At 64.4% G+C, this 19605-nt stretch carries 22 protein-coding genes and 1 pseudogene; 9 read left to right on the plus strand and 14 right to left on the minus strand.

Annotated elements, in window-relative coordinates; translation table 11 throughout:
• Positions 1–23: 23 nt before the first annotated feature.
• Positions 24–1469, plus strand: a complete 1446-nt coding sequence (locus BP68_RS16825; protein WP_496373883.1) for an efflux transporter outer membrane subunit — start codon at positions 24–26, stop codon at positions 1467–1469.
• Between the two features lie 119 nt (positions 1470–1588).
• Positions 1589–2149, plus strand: a complete 561-nt coding sequence (locus tag BP68_RS16830) for a c-type cytochrome (protein WP_496373885.1) — start codon at positions 1589–1591, stop codon at positions 2147–2149.
• A gap of 72 nt (positions 2150–2221) precedes the next feature.
• On the opposite strand, the gene BP68_RS16835 is transcribed toward BP68_RS16830, so the two are convergent.
• The 3 genes from BP68_RS16835 to BP68_RS16845 all read right to left on the minus strand — a co-directional run bounded on the left by BP68_RS16835 (position 2222) and on the right by BP68_RS16845 (position 4360).
• A complete protein-coding gene (locus tag BP68_RS16835) occupies positions 2222–2767 on the minus strand; it encodes a DUF2946 family protein (RefSeq protein WP_496373887.1) in 546 nt (181 codons plus the stop codon).
• A 49-nt stretch (positions 2768–2816) separates the two neighbouring features.
• Positions 2817–3818 carry a YheT family hydrolase gene (locus tag BP68_RS16840; RefSeq protein ID WP_496373889.1) on the minus strand — a complete coding sequence of 334 codons (1002 nt, stop codon included), beginning with the start codon at positions 3816–3818 and terminating at the stop codon, positions 2817–2819.
• Positions 3819–3910: 92 nt separating this feature from the next.
• Positions 3911–4360, minus strand: coding sequence for a YybH family protein (locus BP68_RS16845; protein WP_496373891.1), 450 nt, complete (start codon positions 4358–4360; stop codon positions 3911–3913).
• A gap of 149 nt (positions 4361–4509) precedes the next feature.
• Between BP68_RS16845 and BP68_RS16850 the strand changes: the two genes are divergently transcribed.
• The 3 genes from BP68_RS16850 to BP68_RS16860 are packed head-to-tail and all read left to right on the plus strand — an operon-like array spanning position 4510 to position 6607.
• Positions 4510–5115 (plus strand): LemA family protein, encoded by a 606-nt coding sequence (locus tag BP68_RS16850; protein ID WP_496373893.1) that lies wholly within the window; start codon positions 4510–4512, stop codon positions 5113–5115.
• A gap of 21 nt (positions 5116–5136) precedes the next feature.
• A complete protein-coding gene (locus tag BP68_RS16855) occupies positions 5137–6030 on the plus strand; it encodes a TPM domain-containing protein (RefSeq protein WP_496373895.1) in 894 nt (297 codons plus the stop codon).
• 22 nt (positions 6031–6052) lie between these two features.
• A complete protein-coding gene (locus tag BP68_RS16860) occupies positions 6053–6607 on the plus strand; it encodes a TPM domain-containing protein (protein WP_496373897.1) in 555 nt (184 codons plus the stop codon).
• A gap of 92 nt (positions 6608–6699) precedes the next feature.
• Here the strand turns inward: BP68_RS16860 and BP68_RS16865 are convergent, their stop codons facing one another.
• From BP68_RS16865 to BP68_RS16905, 9 genes are all read right to left on the minus strand, one after another.
• Positions 6700–7116: a F0F1 ATP synthase subunit epsilon gene (locus BP68_RS16865; RefSeq protein ID WP_496373899.1), complete on the minus strand. Its 417-nt coding sequence runs from the start codon at positions 7114–7116 to the stop codon at positions 6700–6702.
• Between the two features lie 71 nt (positions 7117–7187).
• Complete coding sequence (atpD, locus tag BP68_RS16870) at positions 7188–8594, minus strand: F0F1 ATP synthase subunit beta (protein ID WP_496373901.1); 1407 nt, start codon at positions 8592–8594, stop codon at positions 7188–7190.
• Between the two features lie 17 nt (positions 8595–8611).
• On the minus strand, positions 8612–9478 hold the full coding sequence (atpG, locus tag BP68_RS16875; protein WP_496373903.1) for a F0F1 ATP synthase subunit gamma: 867 nt from the start codon (positions 9476–9478) through the stop codon (positions 8612–8614).
• An 18-nt stretch (positions 9479–9496) separates the two neighbouring features.
• Positions 9497–11056 (minus strand): F0F1 ATP synthase subunit alpha, encoded by a 1560-nt coding sequence (gene atpA / locus BP68_RS16880; protein ID WP_496373905.1) that lies wholly within the window; start codon positions 11054–11056, stop codon positions 9497–9499.
• Between the two features lie 45 nt (positions 11057–11101).
• Complete coding sequence (locus tag BP68_RS16885) at positions 11102–11644, minus strand: F0F1 ATP synthase subunit delta (protein WP_496373907.1); 543 nt, start codon at positions 11642–11644, stop codon at positions 11102–11104.
• Positions 11645–11656: 12 nt separating this feature from the next.
• Entirely contained in the window at positions 11657–12127 is a 471-nt protein-coding gene (locus BP68_RS16890; RefSeq protein WP_496373909.1) for a F0F1 ATP synthase subunit B, read from the minus strand.
• 35 nt (positions 12128–12162) lie between these two features.
• Positions 12163–12411: a F0F1 ATP synthase subunit C gene (gene atpE, locus BP68_RS16895; protein ID WP_011803767.1), complete on the minus strand. Its 249-nt coding sequence runs from the start codon at positions 12409–12411 to the stop codon at positions 12163–12165.
• Positions 12412–12462: 51 nt separating this feature from the next.
• On the minus strand, positions 12463–13326 hold the full coding sequence (gene atpB / locus BP68_RS16900; protein WP_496373911.1) for a F0F1 ATP synthase subunit A: 864 nt from the start codon (positions 13324–13326) through the stop codon (positions 12463–12465).
• A 22-nt stretch (positions 13327–13348) separates the two neighbouring features.
• Complete coding sequence (locus tag BP68_RS16905) at positions 13349–13813, minus strand: ATP synthase subunit I (RefSeq protein WP_496373913.1); 465 nt, start codon at positions 13811–13813, stop codon at positions 13349–13351.
• Positions 13814–14092: 279 nt separating this feature from the next.
• Here BP68_RS16905 and BP68_RS16910 point away from each other — a divergent pair, with 279 nt between their 5' ends.
• The 4 genes and pseudogenes from BP68_RS16910 to BP68_RS16925 all read left to right on the plus strand — a co-directional run.
• Positions 14093–14389 carry a YbeD family protein gene (locus BP68_RS16910; RefSeq protein ID WP_496373915.1) on the plus strand — a complete coding sequence of 99 codons (297 nt, stop codon included), beginning with the start codon at positions 14093–14095 and terminating at the stop codon, positions 14387–14389.
• 11 nt (positions 14390–14400) lie between these two features.
• Positions 14401–15093, plus strand: a complete 693-nt coding sequence (gene lipB, locus BP68_RS16915) for a lipoyl(octanoyl) transferase LipB (protein ID WP_496373917.1) — start codon at positions 14401–14403, stop codon at positions 15091–15093.
• Between the two features lie 18 nt (positions 15094–15111).
• Positions 15112–16092 (plus strand): lipoyl synthase, encoded by a 981-nt coding sequence (lipA, locus tag BP68_RS16920; RefSeq protein ID WP_496373919.1) that lies wholly within the window; start codon positions 15112–15114, stop codon positions 16090–16092.
• 74 nt (positions 16093–16166) lie between these two features.
• Positions 16167–16535 (plus strand): annotated as a pseudogene (locus BP68_RS16925) (transposase family protein); the annotation flags it as partial.
• Between the two features lie 61 nt (positions 16536–16596).
• Here BP68_RS16925 and ccsB read toward each other — a convergent pair.
• Positions 16597–17883 (minus strand): c-type cytochrome biogenesis protein CcsB, encoded by a 1287-nt coding sequence (gene ccsB, locus BP68_RS16930; protein WP_496373963.1) that lies wholly within the window; start codon positions 17881–17883, stop codon positions 16597–16599.
• A gap of 169 nt (positions 17884–18052) precedes the next feature.
• Positions 18053–19564 (minus strand): MocR-like pyridoxine biosynthesis transcription factor PdxR, encoded by a 1512-nt coding sequence (gene pdxR / locus BP68_RS16935; protein WP_496373921.1) that lies wholly within the window; start codon positions 19562–19564, stop codon positions 18053–18055.
• Between the last annotated feature and the right edge of the window lie 41 nt (positions 19565–19605).

Below are 19605 nucleotides of genomic sequence, written 5' to 3' on the forward strand. Positions count from 1 at the left end.
GCACGCAGTCCGGAGAACCACACATGCACAAAAAGCACCCATCGCCCAGCGCGCGCCCGGCGCGCGCCCTCTCTCCCCTGCTGGCTGCGGCACTGCTGGCAGGCTGCAGCTTCATCCCGAAGTACGAGCGCCCGGCCGCACCGGTGCCGCAGGCCTTCGCCCTGACGGGCGCCGACACGCCGGCCGCGGCCAAGACGGCCGCCGACCTGGACTGGAAGGAATATTTCAGCGACCCGCGCCTGCAGACGCTGATCGGCATCGCGCTGGGCAACAACCGCGACCTGCGCGTGGCCATGCTCAACATCGAGCAGGCACGTGCGCAGTTCCAGATCCAGCGCGCCAACCAGTACCCCACGGTGAGCGGCCTCGCCAGCGGCACGCGCCAGCCCAGCACCTCCAACGGCGAATACAACAACCTGTTCCAGGTGGGCCTGGGCGTTTCCGCCTGGGAGATTGACTTCTTCGGCCGCGTGGCCGCCCTCAAGGAGCAGGCCCTGGCCCAGTACCTGGCCACCGAGGAGGCCCGCAAGTCGGCGCAGATCAGCCTGGTGGCCGCGGTGGCGTCCGGCTGGCTCACGCTGATGGCCGACGAAGAGCTGCTGAACATCTCCCGCCGCACGCTGGAAACGCGCGAGGAATCCGTCAAGCTCACGCGTCTGCGCCTGGAGCACGGCGTAAGCTCCGAGCTCGACAACCGCCAGGCCGAAAGCCTGGCCCAGGCGGCCCGCGCCACCTATGCGCAGCAGCAGCGCCAGCGCATGCTCGACGAAAACGCCCTCGCCTTGCTGCTGGGCCAGCCGCTACCCGACGACATCCGGGCCAGCCTGCCCTCGTCGCGCCTGGCCAATGCGGCGCCCATGCAGCCGCTGCCGGCGGGCCTGCCCTCGGACCTGCTGGAGCGTCGCCCCGACATCCGCCAGGCCGAGCAGTTGCTGATCGGCGCCAATGCCAACATCGGCGCAGCGCGCGCGGCCTTCTTCCCGCGCATCTCGCTCACGGCATCGGTGGGCACGGTCAGCAATGAGCTGTCGGGACTGTTCAAGAGCGGCTCCTGGGCCTTCTCGCTGGCGCCCCAGCTGACGCTGCCCATCTTCGACGCGGGACGGAATCAGGCGGGCCTGGAGTCCGCGCGTGCGGGCCGCGAGATTGCCGTGGCGCAGTACGAAAAGTCCATCCAGACCGCCTTCCGCGAAGTGTCCGACGCGCTGGCCGGCCAAAGCACGCTGCAGGAGCAGTTCGACGCCCAGCGCGCCCAGGTGCAGGCCGACACCAAGCGCATGGAGCTGTCCGACCTGCGCTACCGCAACGGCGTCGCGAGCTACCTGGACCTGCTGGACGCGCAGCGCTCGCTCTTCGCCACCGAGCAGGCCCTGGTACTGACGCGCCTGCAGCAGCTGCAGAATCAGGTCACGCTCTACAAGGTGCTGGGCGGCGGCTGGACAGCCGGCAACGAAACACCGCGTTCCTGACATAGCTCAAGATCACGCGCCTGCCTGTTTTCCCCAACCGGCGGGCGCGGAGGCGGCTTCTATAATCAAACGTTCATTTCCCTTCTGCCCCCAGTACAACAGAATCACCAGAGGATCCCATGAGCGACACCCACGACGAAGCGCATACCGGGCCGATCAAGAACCCGAAGCAGCTCCTGGTCACCGTCATCTTTGCCTTCGTGCTCCCGGTGTTCGCCATCATTGGGCTGGTGTACTTCGTGATCATGGGCAACAAGCCCGCCGCCGGTGTTGCCAACCCCGAACTGGCGATTGCCCAGCGCATCCAGAAGGTCGGCAGCGTGGAAGTGCGTGACGCCAACCGCCCGCTGCGCGCCGGCGAAGAGGTCTACAAGAACCAGTGCGCCGCCTGCCACGCCACCGGCGCCGCCGGAGCCCCCAAGCTGGCCGATGCCGCCGCCTGGGGCGCGCGCATCCAGACCGGCTTCGACGCACTGGTGCAATCCGCGCTCAAGGGCAAGGGCGCCATGGCCCCGCAGGGTGGCGGCGATTTCAACGACACCGAGATCGCCCGCGGCGTAGCCTATCTGGCCAATGCGGCCGGCGCCAAGTTCGCCGAACCCAACCGCCCCGGTGCCGAAGGCGCCGCCCCGGCGGCCGAGGGCGCCGCGGCCCCGGCTGCCACCGCATCCGGCGGCTGAGCGCTTCCCGCCCTCCCCCTGCAAGCCGGCCATGCGCCGGCTTGTTTGTTTGTGGCGCCCCGTTGCCAGCGGCTATGGGCCGGGCTGGGCGCAGCCCGCCTGCGCGGCGGGGCTGTGCACAAAGCCATAGGCAGCGGGCAGATCGCGGGCGAACACTTCGCGCGGCAGCCAGCGGCCCTGCTCGATCTGGCGGGCCACGGCCTCCACATCCAGGCTGTGGACCAGCCCCAGCCCTGGGGCGCCTGCCAGGTACACGCGCCCGCACTCATCCACCAGGCATTCCTCCACCGGGCCGGCGGGCTGGCCGGTGTGCGCCATGGGCTCGCCATCGGTGCCCAGGCGCCAGATCAGCGGCGCCGCCTCCAGCTCCACATACACGCGCTGCGGCCCGTTCTGGAAGAACCAGCAGCCCCGCGCGTCGGCCTCGTAGTTGCGATGGATGAAGTCGATGAGCTTGCCATGCTCCAGCCGAGTGCCGCGCGCCGCGCGAAAGTCTCCGCATGCCTGCGTGGCCTCGTCGCGCAGATACCAGTGGCCGCGCGCATCCAGCCCCAGCCAGCCATAGCAGTCCGGCACGTTGGGCCATCGGGCGATGGCCTGCTTGACGATGTCATCCATGGCGCGATTGTGCCGCCTTCGCGCCGCCGGGCGGTTCGGCCGAGGGCGGCTAACGGTGCTGCTCCAGCCAGGCCGCCACGGTATCGGGGAAGCCGCGCACATGGCCGGGCCAGCCGCCCTGCGCGAAGCCCACATGCCCGCCCTGCATCGGCTGCCAAAGCGTGACCAGCGGCCCCACCTGCGCTGGCCGCGGCAGGCTGGAGGCGGGAACGAAGGGGTCGTTGATCGCATTCACCACCAGCGCCGGCACGCGCACCCGCGGCAGCAGGGGCAGCGCGGAGGCCCGCCGCCAGTAGTCGTCGGCATCGCGGAAGCCATGCAGCGGCGCGGTGAAGACGTTGTCGAAGTCGTGCAGGTCCCGCGCCGCCAGCAGCGCCGCGCGGTCGAACAGGCCCGGGTACTGCGCGAGCTTGGCCAGCGCCTTGGGGACCATGGTGCGCAGGAACATGCGCGTGTACACCTGCCGGTTGAAGCCCTGTCCTATGGCATGGCCCCCGGCCGCCAGGTCCAGCGGCGCACAGACGCTGGCCACCGCATCCACGCAGGCCGCCGCGCCGGCACCGCACTCCGCGGCCCAGCGCAGCAAGGCATTGCCACCCAGAGACACCCCCACGGCCCACAGCGGCGCCCGGCCGCCCGCGGGCGCCATCTGCGCCTGCGCGAAGCGGCCCAGCAGCCAGGCGATCTCCTCATGGTCGCCAGAGTGGTAGGCTCGCGGCGCGCGGTTGATCTCGCCGCTGCAGCCGCGGAAATGCGGCACGGCGAAGCCCCAGCCCCGCTCCCGCGCGGCTTCGGCGAACGCCTCGGCGTAGTGGCTGCGCGACGAGCCCTCCAGCCCGTGGAACAGCACCAGCAGGGGTTGCGGCTCCCGCCCCTCGGCATCGGCCGCCTCGGGGGCGAGGAAATCCACGTCCACGAAGTCGCCGTCGGGTGCCGTCCAGCGCTCGCGCCGGTACTGCGGCCGCGGCCCGCGCGTGCGCCGCGCGAACAGCGCCGGCCAGATGGTCTGGGCATGGCCTCCGGGCAGCCAGGACGGTGCTTCATATTTCATAGCTGTCAGCGCCTGTATTTACTTGCCCCAAGGCCAATTTCATCTAAAACCGGATAGGCATCTCCGTGGAGTGGCTTGGCACGCGGATACGCTCAGTGCAGCACATGGTGGGCCGGCTCGGGCATGGCGGCCTCGCGCAGGGTGCCCGAGCTGGCATGGTGTGCCACCAGCCGCCAACCCTGCGGGGTCTTGTGATAGACGTTGGTGGCGTGGACCACGGCCTCGCGCGGGCCGTCGGGCAGCATGACGCTCACGTGTTCCAGCACGCTGTGCACGGTGCTCGCCAGCGCCTGCATGCGCACCACCTGCGCCGGGCGCACGTTGAGCCCGCCATGCTCCAGCATGGCCGCGAACCCCGCGCGGATGGCCGCCGGCCCGAGCAGGCGGGCGCTGCCGGGATGCACGCAAACGATCTCGTCCTCATCGGCCCAGCAGGCCATCACGCGTTCGATGTCGCCGGCCTGCAGTGCGTCGTAGAACGATGCTTCGATGTCGTCGGGAGTGCCGGCCAGGGCGGCTGCACGCAGGGAGGGTCGGGTCATGGCGATGCCGTGCGGTCAGGGAAGCCCCATTGTCTGCGCCGCGGCGCGGCTTGTCACGGCCCCGGCCAATGCATGCACAATGCCAGCATCGTGCGCGGCGCGTCCGGTGCCGCCGCCCATCCCCGGAGTTGCAAAGGCCTGTGCACACCATGAAACGACTCATCGCCACCCTTGCCGCCGTGCTGGCCCTGTCGGGCTGCGGCTACAACGACTTCCAGCGCCTGGACGAGCAGTCCAAGGCCGCGTGGAGCGAGGTGCTCAACCAGTACCAGCGCCGCGCCGACCTGGTGCCCAACATCGTCGCCACGGTCAAGGGCGAGGCCGCGTTCGAGCAGGAGACGCTCACCCGGGTGATCGAGGCGCGCGCCAAGGCCACCTCCATCCAGGTCACGCCCGAGACGCTGAACAACCCCGAGGCCTTCAACAAGTTCCAGCAGGCACAGGGCGAGCTGTCCGGCGCGCTGTCGCGCCTGATGGTGGTGGCCGAGCGCTACCCGCAACTGCAGGCCAACCAGGCCTTCCGCGACCTGCGCGTGACGCTGGAGGGCACGGAAAACCGCATCACCGTGGCGCGCAACCGCTACATCCAGACCGTGCAGGAGTACAACGTGCTCGCCCGCAGCTTTCCCACCAACCTCACGGCCATGGCCTTCAGCTACGCCCCCAAGCCCAGCTTCACGGTGCAAAACGAGGCGCAGATCAGCACGCCACCCACGGTGGACTTCTCGCGCCCCGCGCCGGCCAGCAAGCCCTGACCACCCGGATTTGAACGAAATATGCCTCTAGCGCTTGTCCTTCAAGCGCTGATAGCTCTCTTTTTAGGAGCTATCGGAGCCCCCCAGGCAGCCGCCCAGCCGCTGCGTGCCGTGCCCGCGCTCACGGCGCGCGTGATCGACGAGACCGCCACGCTGAACGAGGCCCAGCGCCAGGCGCTGGAGGCGCGGCTGCTGGCCATCGAGCAGCAGCACGGCTCGCAGGTGGTGGTGCTGATGGTGACAACCACCGCCCCGGAGGACATTGCCGCCTTCGCCAATCGCGTGGGCAACGCCTGGAAGATAGGCCGCAAAGAGGTAGGCGACGGCGTGCTGGTGCTGGTGGCCAAGGACGACCGCCGCATGCGCATCGAGGTCGCCAAGGCGCTGGAGGGTGCGATTCCCGACATCGCCGCCGCGCGCATCATCGACGGCGCCATGAAGCCGCGCTTTCGCGAGGGCGACTTCGCGGGCGGACTGGACGCCGCCGTGCAGCAGATCGGCGCACGCATCGCCGGCGAGGCCCTGCCCCCGCCCCAGGGCGAATGGCAGGGGCGCGCAGGGGCGCAGCAGGACGGCTTCGACTGGACCGATCTCGCCATCTTCCTGTTCTTCGGCGTGATGGCGGCCGGCCCGCTGGCGCGCCGCCTGTTCGGGCAGCGGCTGGGCGGCCTGGTCATGGGCGGCGGCGCGGGTCTGCTGGCCTTCATCGTCACGTCCAGCCTGCTGCTGGCCGCAGGCGCGGGGCTGATGGCGCTGCTCTACACCTGGATCTTTGCCGGCCGCGGCGGCCCCGTGGTGTGGCATGGCGGCGGCGGAGGCTGGGGTGGCGGGGGATTCGGCGGAGGCGGCGGGGGCGGATTCAGCTCCGGTGGCGGCGGGGACTTTGGCGGCGGCGGCGCCTCCGGCGACTGGTAGGCTCAGGCAAGGCACAAGCAACATGGTCACACCCCCTCCACAACCGCCGCACGGCATGCTGCGCCGCCTGACCCGCCTGCTGCGACACCGCTGGGCCGACGGCGGCCTGCACCAGGCCCTGCCCCCCGACATGCTGGAACGCCTGGCCCAGCGCGTGGCGGCCAGCGAACGCCGCCATACCGGCCAGATCCGCATCTGCGTGGAGGGCGGCCTGCCCCTGTCCTACCTGTGGCGCGGCGCCAGCGTCCGGGAGCGGGCGATCACGCAGTTCGGCAAGCTGCGCGTGTGGGACACGGAGCTCAACAACGGCGTGCTGATCTATCTGCTGCTGGCCGAGCATGCCATCGAGATCGTGGCCGACCGGGGCCTTACGCACCGCGTGGCACCGGAAACCTGGCGCGCGACGCTGGCCCATATGGGCGAGGCGTTCCGGGCGGAACGCTACGAGGACGGGCTGACGCAGGCACTCGCGGAAGTGTCGGCACTGCTGGTCACGCACTTTCCGCGTGGCCCATCGGAAGAAGTCCTCGGCACCGGAGGCAACGAGCTGCCGGATGCACCGGTGATCGCCCCCTGAACGGGAGCCCCGGGGCGAGGCGCAGTGCCCCGGAAATAAAAAAGGGAACGTTCACACGTTCCCTTTCAGCGAATCGATCGTGGTGCTCTGTGTCAGCGCTTTTGACGGAACTTGCGCAGCGCAGCGATCTGCGCCGCCATGACGGCCAGCTCGGACTGGGCACGCGCCAGGTCGATCTCGCTCTTGGCGTTCTTCAGGGCCTCTTCCGCTGCGGACTTGGCCTCCTGCGCCTTCTGGTCATCCAGATCCTTGCCACGGATAGCCGTGTCGGACAGGACGGTCACGCAGTTGGGCTGCACTTCCAGAATGCCACCGGCCACGAAAACGAACTCTTCGTTGCCATTGGGCAATTCGATGCGCACCGAACCCGGCTTGATGCGGGTGATGAGCGGCGTGTGGCGCGGATAGATGCCCAGTTCGCCCGCTTCGCCGGGCAGCGCGACAAAGCGCGCCTCGCCGGAGAAGATGGACTCCTCGGCACTGACCACATCAACGTGGATGGTGTTCATCTTTGCTCCTAGAAAAAGGGAGGGTCTGGCCTGTCAAGGGCCGATGGGCTTGGCCCACCGGCCACCTGGCATCAGCCGACCTTCTTCGCCTTTTCGAAGGCCTCGTCGATCGTGCCCACCATGTAGAAGGCCTGCTCGGGCAGGTGATCGCACTCACCGGAGGCAATCATCTTGAAGCCACGGATGGTTTCGGACAGAGGCACGTACTTGCCGGGCGAGCCCGTGAACACTTCGGCCACGTGGAACGGCTGCGACAGGAAACGCTGGATCTTGCGGGCGCGGGCCACGGTCAGCTTGTCTTCGGGAGCCAGCTCGTCCATGCCCAGAATGGCGATGATGTCGCGCAGTTCCTTGTAACGCTGCAGCGTGCCCTGCACTTCGCGGGCCACCTTGTAGTGCTCTTCGCCCACAACTTGCGGGTCCAGCTGGCGGCTGGTCGAGTCCAGGGGGTCCACGGCGGGATAGATACCCAGGGCGGCGATGTCACGCGACAGCACCACGGTGGAGTCCAGGTGGGCGAAGGTCGTGGCGGGCGAAGGGTCGGTCAAGTCGTCGGCAGGCACGTACACGGCCTGGATCGAAGTGATCGAACCCACCTTGGTGGACGTAATACGCTCTTGCAGGCGGCCCATTTCCTCGGCCAGCGTGGGCTGGTAGCCCACGGCGGAGGGCATGCGGCCCAGCAGGGCGGACACTTCGGTACCGGCCAGCGTGTAGCGGTAGATGTTGTCCACGAAGAACAACACGTCGCGGCCTTCGTCACGGAACGACTCGGCGATCGTCAGGCCGGTCAGGGCCACGCGCAGACGGTTGCCCGGGGGCTCGTTCATCTGGCCGTAGACCATGGCCACCTTGGACTCGCCCAGGTTCTCCAGGTTCACGACGCCGGAGTCGGCCATCTCGTGATAGAAGTCGTTGCCCTCGCGGGTACGCTCACCCACACCAGCGAACACCGACAGGCCCGAGTGTGCCTTGGCGATGTTGTTGATGAGTTCCATCATGTTCACGGTCTTGCCCACGCCAGCGCCACCGAACAGACCCACCTTGCCGCCCTTGGCGAACGGGCAGACCAAATCGATCACCTTGATGCCGGTTTCGAGCAGTTCCTGCGAAGGGCTCAGCTCGTCATAAGCGGGCGCCTTGCGGTGGATGGAGGCAGTGAGCTCCTGGCTCACGGGGCCGCGCTCGTCGATGGGGTTGCCCAGCACGTCCATGATGCGACCCAGGGTCGCCTTGCCCACGGGCACGGTGATGGCGTTGCCGGTGTTGGTCACCATCAGGCCACGCTTGAGGCCGTCGGACGAACCCAGGGCAATGGTACGCACCACGCCGTCGCCCAGCTGCTGCTGCACTTCCAGCGTCAGGGCCGAGCCTTCGAGCTTCAGGGCGTCGTACACCTTGGGCATCTGGTCACGCGGGAACTCCACGTCCACCACGGCGCCGATACATTGAACAATCTTGCCTTGCACTTGAGCCATTTTTTTGCTCCAGAAATTTAAACTGCCGCAGCACCTGCGACGATCTCCGAAAGTTCCTTCGTGATCGCGGCTTGGCGCGTCTTGTTGTAGACCAGCTTGAGCTCGTTGATGACGTTGCCGGCGTTGTCGGTGGCGGCCTTCATGGCCACCATCCGCGCCGACTGCTCGGACGCCATGTTCTCCGCCACTGCCTGATAGATCAGCGACTCGACATAGCGCACCAGCAGTTCGTCAATCACGCTCTGCGCATCGGGCTCATAGATGTAGTCCCAACCGTGCCCGGTCTTCTCGGCCTGCATCTTTTCGGAAGACAGTGGCAGCAGTTGCTCCACCACCGACTCCTGCTTCATGGTGTTGATGAACTTGGTGTAGCTCAGGTACACCGCGTTGACCTTGCCTTCCGCATAAGCGTCCAGCAGCACCTTCACCGGCCCGATCAGCTTGTCCAGGTGCGGCGTATCGCCCAACCCCGTGGCATGCGCAACCACCTTGGCGCCCACGCGGTTGAGAAAACCCAGGCCCTTGTTGCCAATGGCAACGGCCTGCGTTTGCACACCAGCGGACTGCAGGTCGCGCAGCTTGGTGGTCACTGCACGCAACACGTTGGTGTTCATGCCTCCGCACAGGCCCTTGTCGGTCGTCACGACAATGATGCCGGCCGCCTTCGCATCGTTCACCTTCATGAAGGGGTGAACGTACTCGGGGTTGGCCTCGCCGAGGTGGGCCGCAATATTGCGAACCTTCTCGGCATAGGGACGGGCGGCGCGCATGCGGTCCTGCGCCTTGCGCATCTTGGACGCGGCCACCATTTCCATGGCTTTGGTGATCTTCTTGGTGTTCTCCACCGATTTGATCTTGCCGCGTATTTCCTTGCCTGCTGCCATGATGGGTCCTCGTCCGGTTTAAACGAACGACTTCTTGAACGCCGTGATGGCTTGCGTCAGTTCGGCTTCGTCCTTGCCTTCCTTGTCGAACGCGCGGTTCTGCTCCAGGCGCCCCAGCAGAGCGGCATGGCTCGTCTTGAGGAACTGGTGCAGACCGGATTCGAAGGCCAGAACCTTCTTCACATCCACATCGTCCAGGAAGCCCTTGTTCACCGCGAACAGCGTGGCGCCCATCAGGCTGACGGGCAGCGGGCTGTACTGCGGCTGCTTCAGCAGTTCGGTCACGCGCGCGCCGCGGTCCAGCTGCTTGCGGGTGGCTTCGTCCAGGTCGGAGGCGAACTGCGCAAAGGCAGCCAGCTCACGGTACTGCGCCAGGTCGGTACGGATACCGCCGGACAGGCCCTTGACCAGCTTGGTCTGTGCAGCACCACCCACGCGCGACACCGAGATACCGGCGTTGATGGCGGGACGGATACCAGCGTTGAACAGGCTGGTTTCCAGGAAGATCTGGCCGTCGGTGATCGAAATCACGTTGGTCGGCACGAATGCGGACACGTCGCCGGCCTGCGTTTCGATCACGGGCAGCGCCGTCAGCGAACCCGTCTTGCCCTTGACCTCACCCTTGGTGAAGGCTTCGACGTAGTCGGCGTTCACGCGAGCGGCACGCTCCAGCAGGCGGCTGTGGAGATAGAACACGTCGCCGGGGAAGGCTTCGCGGCCCGGCGGACGACGCAGCAGCAGCGACACCTGGCGGTAGGCCACGGCCTGCTTGGACAGATCGTCATACACGATCAGCGCGTCTTCGCCGCGGTCGCGGAAATACTCGCCCATCGTGCAGCCGGAGTAGGCCGACACGTACTGCATGGCGGCGGATTCGGAGGCCGATGCCGCCACGACGATGGTGTACTCCATCGCGCCTGCCTGCTCCAGAGCCCGCACCACGTTCTTGATCGACGAAGCCTTCTGGCCGATGGCGACGTAGATACACGTCACGCCCTGGCCCTTCTGGTTGATGATGGCGTCGATGGCCACGGCCGTCTTACCCGTCTGGCGGTCACCGATGATCAGCTCGCGCTGGCCACGGCCGATCGGCACCATGGAGTCGATGGACTTCAGGCCGGTCTGCAGCGGCTGATCCACGGACTGACGCGCGATCACACCGGGAGCGACCTTCTCGATCACGTCCGTCATCTTGGCGTTGATCGGGCCCTTGCCGTCAATGGGTTGGCCCAGGGCGTTCACCACGCGGCCCACCAGCTCGGGGCCCACGGGCACTTCCAGAATACGGCCCGTGCACTTCACGGTGTCGCCTTCGGAGATGTGCTCGTACTCGCCCAGAATCACGGCGCCGACGGAGTCGCGCTCAAGGTTCAGCGCCAGACCGAAGGAGGGCTGACCGTCCTTGGAGGCTGGGAATTCGAGCATTTCGCCCTGCATCACATCCGACAGACCGTGGACGCGCACGATACCGTCCGTCACGGACACCACGGTGCCCTGATTACGGATGTCGCTGCTGGCTGCCAGACCTTCGATGCGGCTCTTGATCAGTTCAGAAATTTCTGCGGGATTGAGTTGCATGACTCTTTCCTTCTTTCTTTGGGTATAGCCGAAACCTCAAGCCGCTCAGGCCGTGAGGGCCGCTTTCATTTGTTCCAGACGGGCCTTGACGGAGGTGTCCAGCACCTCGTCCCCCACCACCACGCGCACGCCACCGATCAACGTCTCGTCCTGTTGCACGGAGAGATTCAGCTTGCGGCCAAAGCGCTTCTCGAGCGTGGCGCCCAAGCTGGTCAGGGCAGCTGCATCCAGCGGAAAGGCGCTGTACACCACTGCATCCGAGGATCCGTGACTGCGATTGACCAGCGCGCGGAATTGGGCCGCGATCTCAGGCAAGGCCTGCACCCGACCGTTGTCGATCACGGTACGCAGGAAGTTCTTGGCCAGGTCGGGCAGTGCCGAACGAGCGACACCCGAGATGACGCCGAACACCTGCTCGCCCGTCACCTTCGGGTTGTCCGCCAGTTGGCGCAATTGGGGATTGGCGGCAATCGCCGCCAGCTCGTCCACCCAAGCGGTGGCGCCATTCAGATCCGCACCGGTTTTATCAGTGCAGGCCTTGTACAGCGCCTCGGCGTAAGGGCGGGCAATGGTGGCGAGTTCAGCCATTGAATTGCTCCCTTACAGCTCGGTCTTCAGACGGTTCAGCAGATCGGCATGAACGCCGGCGTTGACTTCCTTGCGGAGAATCTGCTCAGCCCCCTTGACGGCCAGGGCCGCCACCTGCTCACGCAGGGCTTCGCGGGCGGCAATCGCCTGCTGCTCAGCCTCGGTGCGCGCGGCAGCGACGATCTTGTTGCCTTCCTCGGTGGCGCGCGCCTTGGCTTCTTCGATGATGGCCTGGGCGCGGCGCTCGGCGTCAGCCAAGCGTGTCGCGGTTTCGTTGCTGGCGGCAGCCAGTTCCTGCTTCACGCGCTGGTCGGCAGCGGCGAGCTCGGTCTTGGCACGATCGGCAGCTGCGAGACCATCGGCGATTTTCTGGGCTCGCTCATCCAGAGCCTTCGCAATCGGGGGCCACACGAACTTCATCGTGAACAGCACCAGGATCAGGAAGACTATGGCCTGAACGAACAGGGTCGCGTTGATACTCACGGCAACACCTTTCTATTTAGGGCGTTGACGAGGGCTTAGGCCAGGACGAAGGGGTTGGCGAAAGCGAACAGCAGAGCGATGGCCACACCGATCAGGAAGGCAGCGTCGATCAGACCGGCCAAGATGAACATCTTGGTTTGCAGTTCGTTGATCAGCTCAGGCTGACGTGCGGAGGATTCCAGGAACTTGCCACCCATCAGGGCGATACCGATCGAAGCGCCGATAGCGCCCAGACCAACGATCAGACCACAAGCCAGAGCGACGAGACCGAGAATGTTTTCCATGATGACTCCTGAGATTAAAGAAAGGGAAAGGTTGAGAGGAAAGGGAAATGGTCAGTGGGCTTCATGCGCCTGGCCGAGGTAAATCAGCGTCAGCATCATGAAAATGAAGGCTTGCAGGGTGATGATCAGAATGTGGAAGACCGCCCAGATCGAGCCCGCAATGATGTGCCCCACGGGGAGCAACACACCGGAAAGCGACATGGCAGCCGCACCGCCCATCAGAGCGATCAGACAGAACACCAACTCACCAGCGTACATGTTGCCGAACAGTCGCATGCCATGCGAAACCGTCTTGGCGACATATTCAATGATTTGCATGGCCAGGTTCACGACACCCAGGACCACGGCAAACAACGGATTCTTGCTGGTACCGAACGGAGCGGTCACCAGTTCGTGGGCCCAGCCGCCCATGCCCTTGATCTTGATGCTGTAGAAGAAGCACAGGATCAGCACGGCGGAGGACAGACCCAGCGTGGTCGAGAGGTCGGCTGTAGGCACGACGCGCAGATAGGCATGCGAGTCGCCTTGGACGCCTTGCCACAGCACGGGCAGCAGGTCGACCGGCAGCAGGTCCATGGCGTTCATCATGAAGATCCAGACGAACACCGTGAGCGCCAGGGGGGCGATGAACTTGCGACTCTGGGCATTGTGGATGTTGGCCTTGGCCTGGTTGTCCACCATCTCCACCAGCATTTCGACGGCGGCCTGGAAGCGACCTGGCGTTCCCGAGGTCGCCTTGCGCGCGGCCAGCCACATGATGAACAGGCTCAGCACGCCAAGGGTCACGCTGACCACGATGGAGTCAAGATTGACCACCGAGAAGTCGATGATGGACTTCTGCTTGATGTTCTGGAGATGCTGCAGGTGGTGAACGATGTATTCACTTGCAGTCGGGGCGTTCGCATCTGCGGCCATCGGACAACTCTTCTCTCAAATATCAATCGGTTCGTCGAACACCGGGCCGCGCCAGGAGCGCAATCCAGTACGTTTTCATCGTTACCACCATGCCGACCAGCAATGCTAGCCAACTCAGTCCCGGCATCAGCCGGGGCGCCGCCGCCAACATGGCGACGGTCAAAGCAATCTTGACCAACTCCCAGCCGAAGAGCCCAGCCATCGCCGCCCCCGGCGATGAATGCCTGCGCGCCATGCCGCGCGCAAACAACGCCGCTGGCAGCACAACCGACAACGCACCGTACCCCGCAGACCAGGCTGCCTGCGAACCTGCCAGCAGCCAAGCCAGCAGCGCGACCAGCACGCCCACCAGGGCTTGGCTCCAGACGATCCGCCAGACCGACTGAGCCGGATGGCGCTTGCGCCATTCTTCGGCCTCTTGCGAGGTCAGGGGCTTGAAGTCGGGATCTTCAACCTCAGATTCAGTCTCCGGGACGGTTGTTTTCATGATGGAAGACACCTGCGCCACAGACCGGAACTTTCACAAAGCCCTTGATTATAAGTAAAAACCCCGCTTAATCCACAATGGCCGTGGGACCAGGGACGAAACCGGGGTGCGGCGGCGCCAATGTGCCAACGATTGTGGTCGGCAGGAGCATCATTGCGACTCTTGCGGCCCTCACCGGCAAGCGGCGCGCCCGCAGCATAGCAACTTCACTGCGGCCTGCGTATGACAAGCCCTGCCGCCACCCGGTTCGCGGCGCCGCATGAACGAGAAACATCCGATATGACAACGTCCACCACTTCGCCTGCCGCAGACCCTCGCAAGGACTCTCTGATCGAATACCCGTCACGCTTTCCCATCAAGGTGATGGGCGCGAAGGTGGACGGTTTCGTGCATGCTGTGACCGAGGTCGCGCACCGTTTCGACCCCACCTTTGACGCCGCCACCATCGAGCTGCGCGACAGCCGCGCCGGCAACTACCTGGGCGTGACCATCACCATCATGGCCACCAGCCGCGAGCAGTTGGACGACCTGTACCGCGCCCTGTCCTCGCACCCCATGGTCAAGGTCGTACTGTGAGCCAGCCGGCCATGGAGCTGCGCATTCTGGGCCGCGCGGATTACCGCGACACTGTGGTCGCCATGCAACGCTTCACGGAGGAGCGCACCGAGTACACACCCGACTCACTATGGATATGTGAGCACTCAGCGCTTTACACACAAGGCATAGCAGGCAAGAACGATCACATTCTGGCGCCCGGCGACATTCCCGTATTCCCCACCAACCGGGGCGGCCAGGTCACGTACCACGGCCCCGGGCAGGTCGTGGCCTACCCGCTCATCGACCTGCGCCGCGCGGGCTACTACGTCAAGGAATATGTCTTCCGCATCGAAGAGGCCGTGATCCGCACGCTGGCCCACTACGGCGTCACGGGCCACCGGCTGGCCGGCGCGCCGGGCATCTACGTGCGCCTGGACGACCCGCGCGGCCACGGCATGCTGACGCAGCGCCCCCAACTGCGCGTCCCGGGATCGGCGGCGCCGCAGCCGGATTTCAGCGGCCTGGGCAAGATCGCCGCCCTGGGCATCAAGGTCACGCGCCACTGCACCCACCACGGCGTGGCGCTGAATGTCGCCATGGACCTGGAGCCCTTTTCCCGCATCAACCCTTGCGGCTACGCGGGTCTGCAAACGGTGGACCTTTCTACAATCGGCGTCCACACCACATGGGATGACGCCGCGGCGGTGCTGAGCCAACATCTCGCCACCCGCCTCGCCCCCTGACCACCTTCAGCAGCAGCCATGAGCACTCCAGAAGTCGTGCGCGAAGCGCAATCCACCGAAGCCTACAACCCGCTGGCCAAGCAAAAGGCCGCTGCCAAGCTGGCGCGCATCCCCATCAAGGTCGAGCAGGGCGAGATCCTCAAGAAGCCTGACTGGATCCGCGTGAAGGCCGGCAGCCCCACCACGCGTTTCTACGAGATCAAGGACATCCTGCGCCAGAACAAGCTGCACACGGTCTGCGAGGAGGCCTCCTGCCCCAACATCGGCGAATGCTTCGGCAAGGGCACGGCCACGTTCATGATCATGGGCGACAAGTGCACGCGCCGCTGCCCGTTCTGCGACGTGGGCCACGGCCGCCCCGACCCGCTGGACAAGGACGAGCCGCTGAACCTCGCCAAGACCATCGCCCAACTGCGTCTGAAATACGTGGTGATCACCAGCGTGGACCGCGACGACCTGCGCGACGGCGGCTCGGGCCATTTCGTCGAGTGCATCAAGCACACCCGCGAACTCTCACCCCTCACGCAGATCGAGATCCTCGTACCCGACTTCCGCGGCCGCGACGACCGCGCGCTCGAAATCCTCAAGGCCGCGCCGCCGGACGTGATGAACCACAACCTCGAGACCATTCCGCGCCTGTACAAGGAGGCGCGTCCGGGCTCGGACTACCAGTTCTCGCTGAACCTGCTCAAGAAGTTCAAGGCGCTGCACCCAAACGTGCCGACCAAGAGCGGCCTGATGGTGGGCCTGGGCGAGACCGACGAGGAAATCCTGCAGGTCATGCGCGACATGCGCGCGCACGACATCGACATGCTGACTATCGGCCAGTACCTGGCACCCAGCAACAGCCACCTGCCGGTGCGCCGCTACGTGCACCCGGACACCTTCAAGATGTTCGAGCAAGAGGCCTACAAGATGGGCTTTTCCCACGCGGCCGTGGGCGCGATGGTGCGATCGAGCTACCACGCGGACCAGCAGGCGCACGCCGCCGGCGTCTGAGTCGATGACTCGAAGTAGATGAGCAATTCAGAGTAAATAGGAAAATTTCGGAGTGATGCGAAAAGGACTGCTGCTCTCGCTCCGGCCTGGACAGGTGCCTGCGCCGACATAGGCGCAGGCAACCTCAACGACCTCAAGCCCTGTGAGCCTGCCATGGCCCACAAGGCCTTCAAGAGCTACGAGCCAGGCTATGTGCACGTGGACGCGAAGTACCTGCCCCAGATGCAGGACGAGAGCAGCCAGTGCTACCTGTTTGTGGTCATCGGCCGGACCACACGCTGGGTTCGTGCAGTTCAAAACCAACAAGACAGCGGCCAATGCAAAGGCCTTTCTGAACGCACTGCACAAAGCCTATCCAATCAAGATCAACAAGCTGCTGACCATACAACGGCAAGGAGTTCATGGATCGGCTGTTTACCAGCAGGGAATGCGAACACAGCGGTTTCTGCGTCGGTCAGGCTGCTAAAGCACAAGCCTCAGCGGGGGTCTTCATACCCAGGCAGATCAGAGACTTCCGTAGGAGTGCAGTCCAGAGAGAAACATGTTCACTCCCAAAAACGCAAAGCTGGTCACCACCACGCCGACGATTGCCCAGTACGCGGCGACCCTGCCCTTCAGGCCCTTGACCAGCCGCATGTGCAGCCATGCTGCGTAGTTCAGCCAAACGATCAGTGCCCAGGTTTCCTTGGGGTCCCATTGCCAATACGCGCCCCAGGCATCTGCTGCCCACAGAGCCCCGAGTACCGTTGCCACGGTGAAGAACGCAAAGCCAAGCGAAATCGACCGATACATGATGGTCTCAAGCACATCCAGCGACCGCAGTTGGCGTGCGATGGGGCGGCGCAAGGCCAGAATCGTTCCTACGGTCAAAGCTCCAATCCCGAAGTAGAGCATCCATATTGCTGAGAATTGGCGAGACTGGAAGATCAAAGGCTCGGCGCAGAGAGCGGCTCCGATGATGAACACCGGCAGCAGCGGCCTCCATGATCGCGTGTCGCCGTACAGCTTGACCAAGTAGGCAAACCCGACCATGCCTGCCAAGTAAAAAGCCGCATAACCAACAAAGTTTGCTGGTACATGCAGCTTCATCCACCAGCTGTTCAGTGCGGGAACTAAGGGCTGTATCTGGTGCCCTTCTCGAGAGAGTGAGTACCAGAACAAAAAAACCACCATTGACACGACCAATGGCATCACAAAGCCACCAAGGGTCCGCGTTTGGTACCGCGACTCGCAATAAAGGTAGAGGACAGCAGTCATCAGTGCCAAGAGCACGAAGACCTCGTACAGGTTGCTGACAGGAATGTGACCGATGTCTGCCCCCATTAGATGCCCCTCACGCCACCGAACTAATAGCCCGGTCAAACCGATCCATACGCCGATCCAGGTGAACGCCGTACCCAGCCAGGCGACGGCGGGCTTGACCAGCCCTATCCAATAGGAAACCGTTCCGAGGACAAAAAGGCAGCTCATCCACAGAATTGCGGACTGGGATGAAAGCAAGTATTTCAATAGGAAGACGGATTCGGCACGGCTGATATCACTCAGCGAGAGTGCGCCGTCAGTGGCATAGAGTCCCACGCCAAGGAGCGCGGACGCACTGGTACAAGCGATGAGAAGCTTGAGCGGCCGCCAAAGCCAGCCAAGCCATGCGAGAGCGGGAACGGCAGCGATCAGCATCGCCTTCTCGTAGCCGTCCATGGAAACTGCATGGAACAGAAGTGCGTACGCGCATCCGAGTGAGAGAAAAGCCCCAAGTGCAAGGTCGCCTGGGGTCACCCTCGCGGGCTTCATATCAAGCCTGTGGGATATGGCGTGCCAAAGCGCGTAGCGGGCATAGATGGTGGTGGCTGTGCTGGGCCTGGTAGCGGTATCGAATGAGTTCATGGGGTATGTGGTCAGCGGTCAGAGATCCAAGCGAAATGCCAGAAATGCAGTCGCAGGGGCGAAGACGAGAGATGTGTCAACTGGCTACCACCGGACTTTGCGCATCTGAATGCCTCAGTGGGGCTCGCTGAGCGTCCCTATGAACTGCGCCCAGAAGAGACATCGCACGCGCAATCTCGTCCCGAGTCAACGAGGCGTAGCCAAAGAGCAGGTGACGCGAACCATGGTCGTCCTCCCCTATGGAGGCAGCATGGGAAAGCGGGTAGAGCCGGAGACCGTGGCCGAGCGCCGCGGCAGCAATACTGTGAGCGCAGGGGCCGCGGGCAGGTAACTCGAATGCCACATGCATCCCGGCGTTATGACCGCTGACAGTGCCTTCCCCTCGCCAGACGGCCTTCAGCCCCTGCAGCAGCTCATCGCGCCGCCCTCGGTATTGACGACGCAGGAACTGCAGGTGGTGTGCAAAGCTATTTCCGTCTAGGTAGCGGGCCATGAACGCCTGGCTTAACCAAGGCGTTCCGTTGTTAAGGAGTGCCTTGCGCGCCGCGAAGTCATTCGTCAGTGACGGAGGGCAAACCATATACCCCAGACGAAGCGCAGGGCCAAGGGTTTTCGAAAAGGTGCCCACGTAGATAACCTGGTGCGGACTGATTGCAGCCAATGGCCGCGGCAGCACGGTGTCGTAGCAGAAATCTCCGTCGTAGTCGTCCTCGACAACGAGGGCACCGGCTCGCGCAGCCCACCCGAGTAGCTCCACCCGCCTAGAATGGCTGAGTGTGTGACCAAGGGGATACTGGTGCGAGGGGGTGACATAGACAAGCTTCGCAGGCCCTTTGGGGAGCTCTTGGGTACGGATGCCATCCGAATCAATGCGGACCGGAACCGGACGTGCCCCGTGTCGTTGAACCAGATTACGAAACCCGGCGTAGCAAGGCGACTCGAAAACCGCGGTGGCGTGGGCGTCGAGGAAGTGAGAGCAGATCAAGCTCAGCGCTTCTTGGCTTCCGGCTGTGATGAGCACCTGGTCTGGCTCGACCTTCAGTGCCTTCGCTGACGCAAGGTAATCCGCAACCTGAACTCGCAACCCCCACAGACCGGCCGCTGGTACGTACTCCGCCATTGCTCCTCCGCTATCTCTGAGCAACTGGTTCGAAAGTCTGATGAACTGTTTTTGCGGAAAGGCATCTACGGACGGCCTTCCCACTCGGAAGTCAAATCTCAGTGGTTCCCGAAGCACATCGGCGCAAACGCCGCTGGACCTAGCCACACTGACGGCACCCCCGAAAGCCGGTGCGTTCGGGAAAAGGCTTTCTGCAAGCCCATCGTCCACCAAGCGCGAGCGATGGTGCGTGACGAAATGGCCCCGGTTCGGTTGGCTCTCGACGAGGCGCAGGTCCGCAAGGCACTCGTAGGCACCCAAGATGGTGTTTTTGGAGACACCGAGGAGAGTCGCCATGCGGGCCACTGCCGGCAGCTGTCCGCCCTCAGATAGTCGGCCAGTACGAATGAGCATCCCAATTTGTTCCGCAATCTGATGCTTTAAGGGCCGTCCATCGACCTTTGACAATGTGAGTGGAAGCGAGAACATCAGCAGTTGCCACAGATTGGAAGTTCAGTTGCTTTACGAGC

The sequence above is a fragment of the Diaphorobacter oryzae DSM 22780 genome (assembly GCF_059568935.1).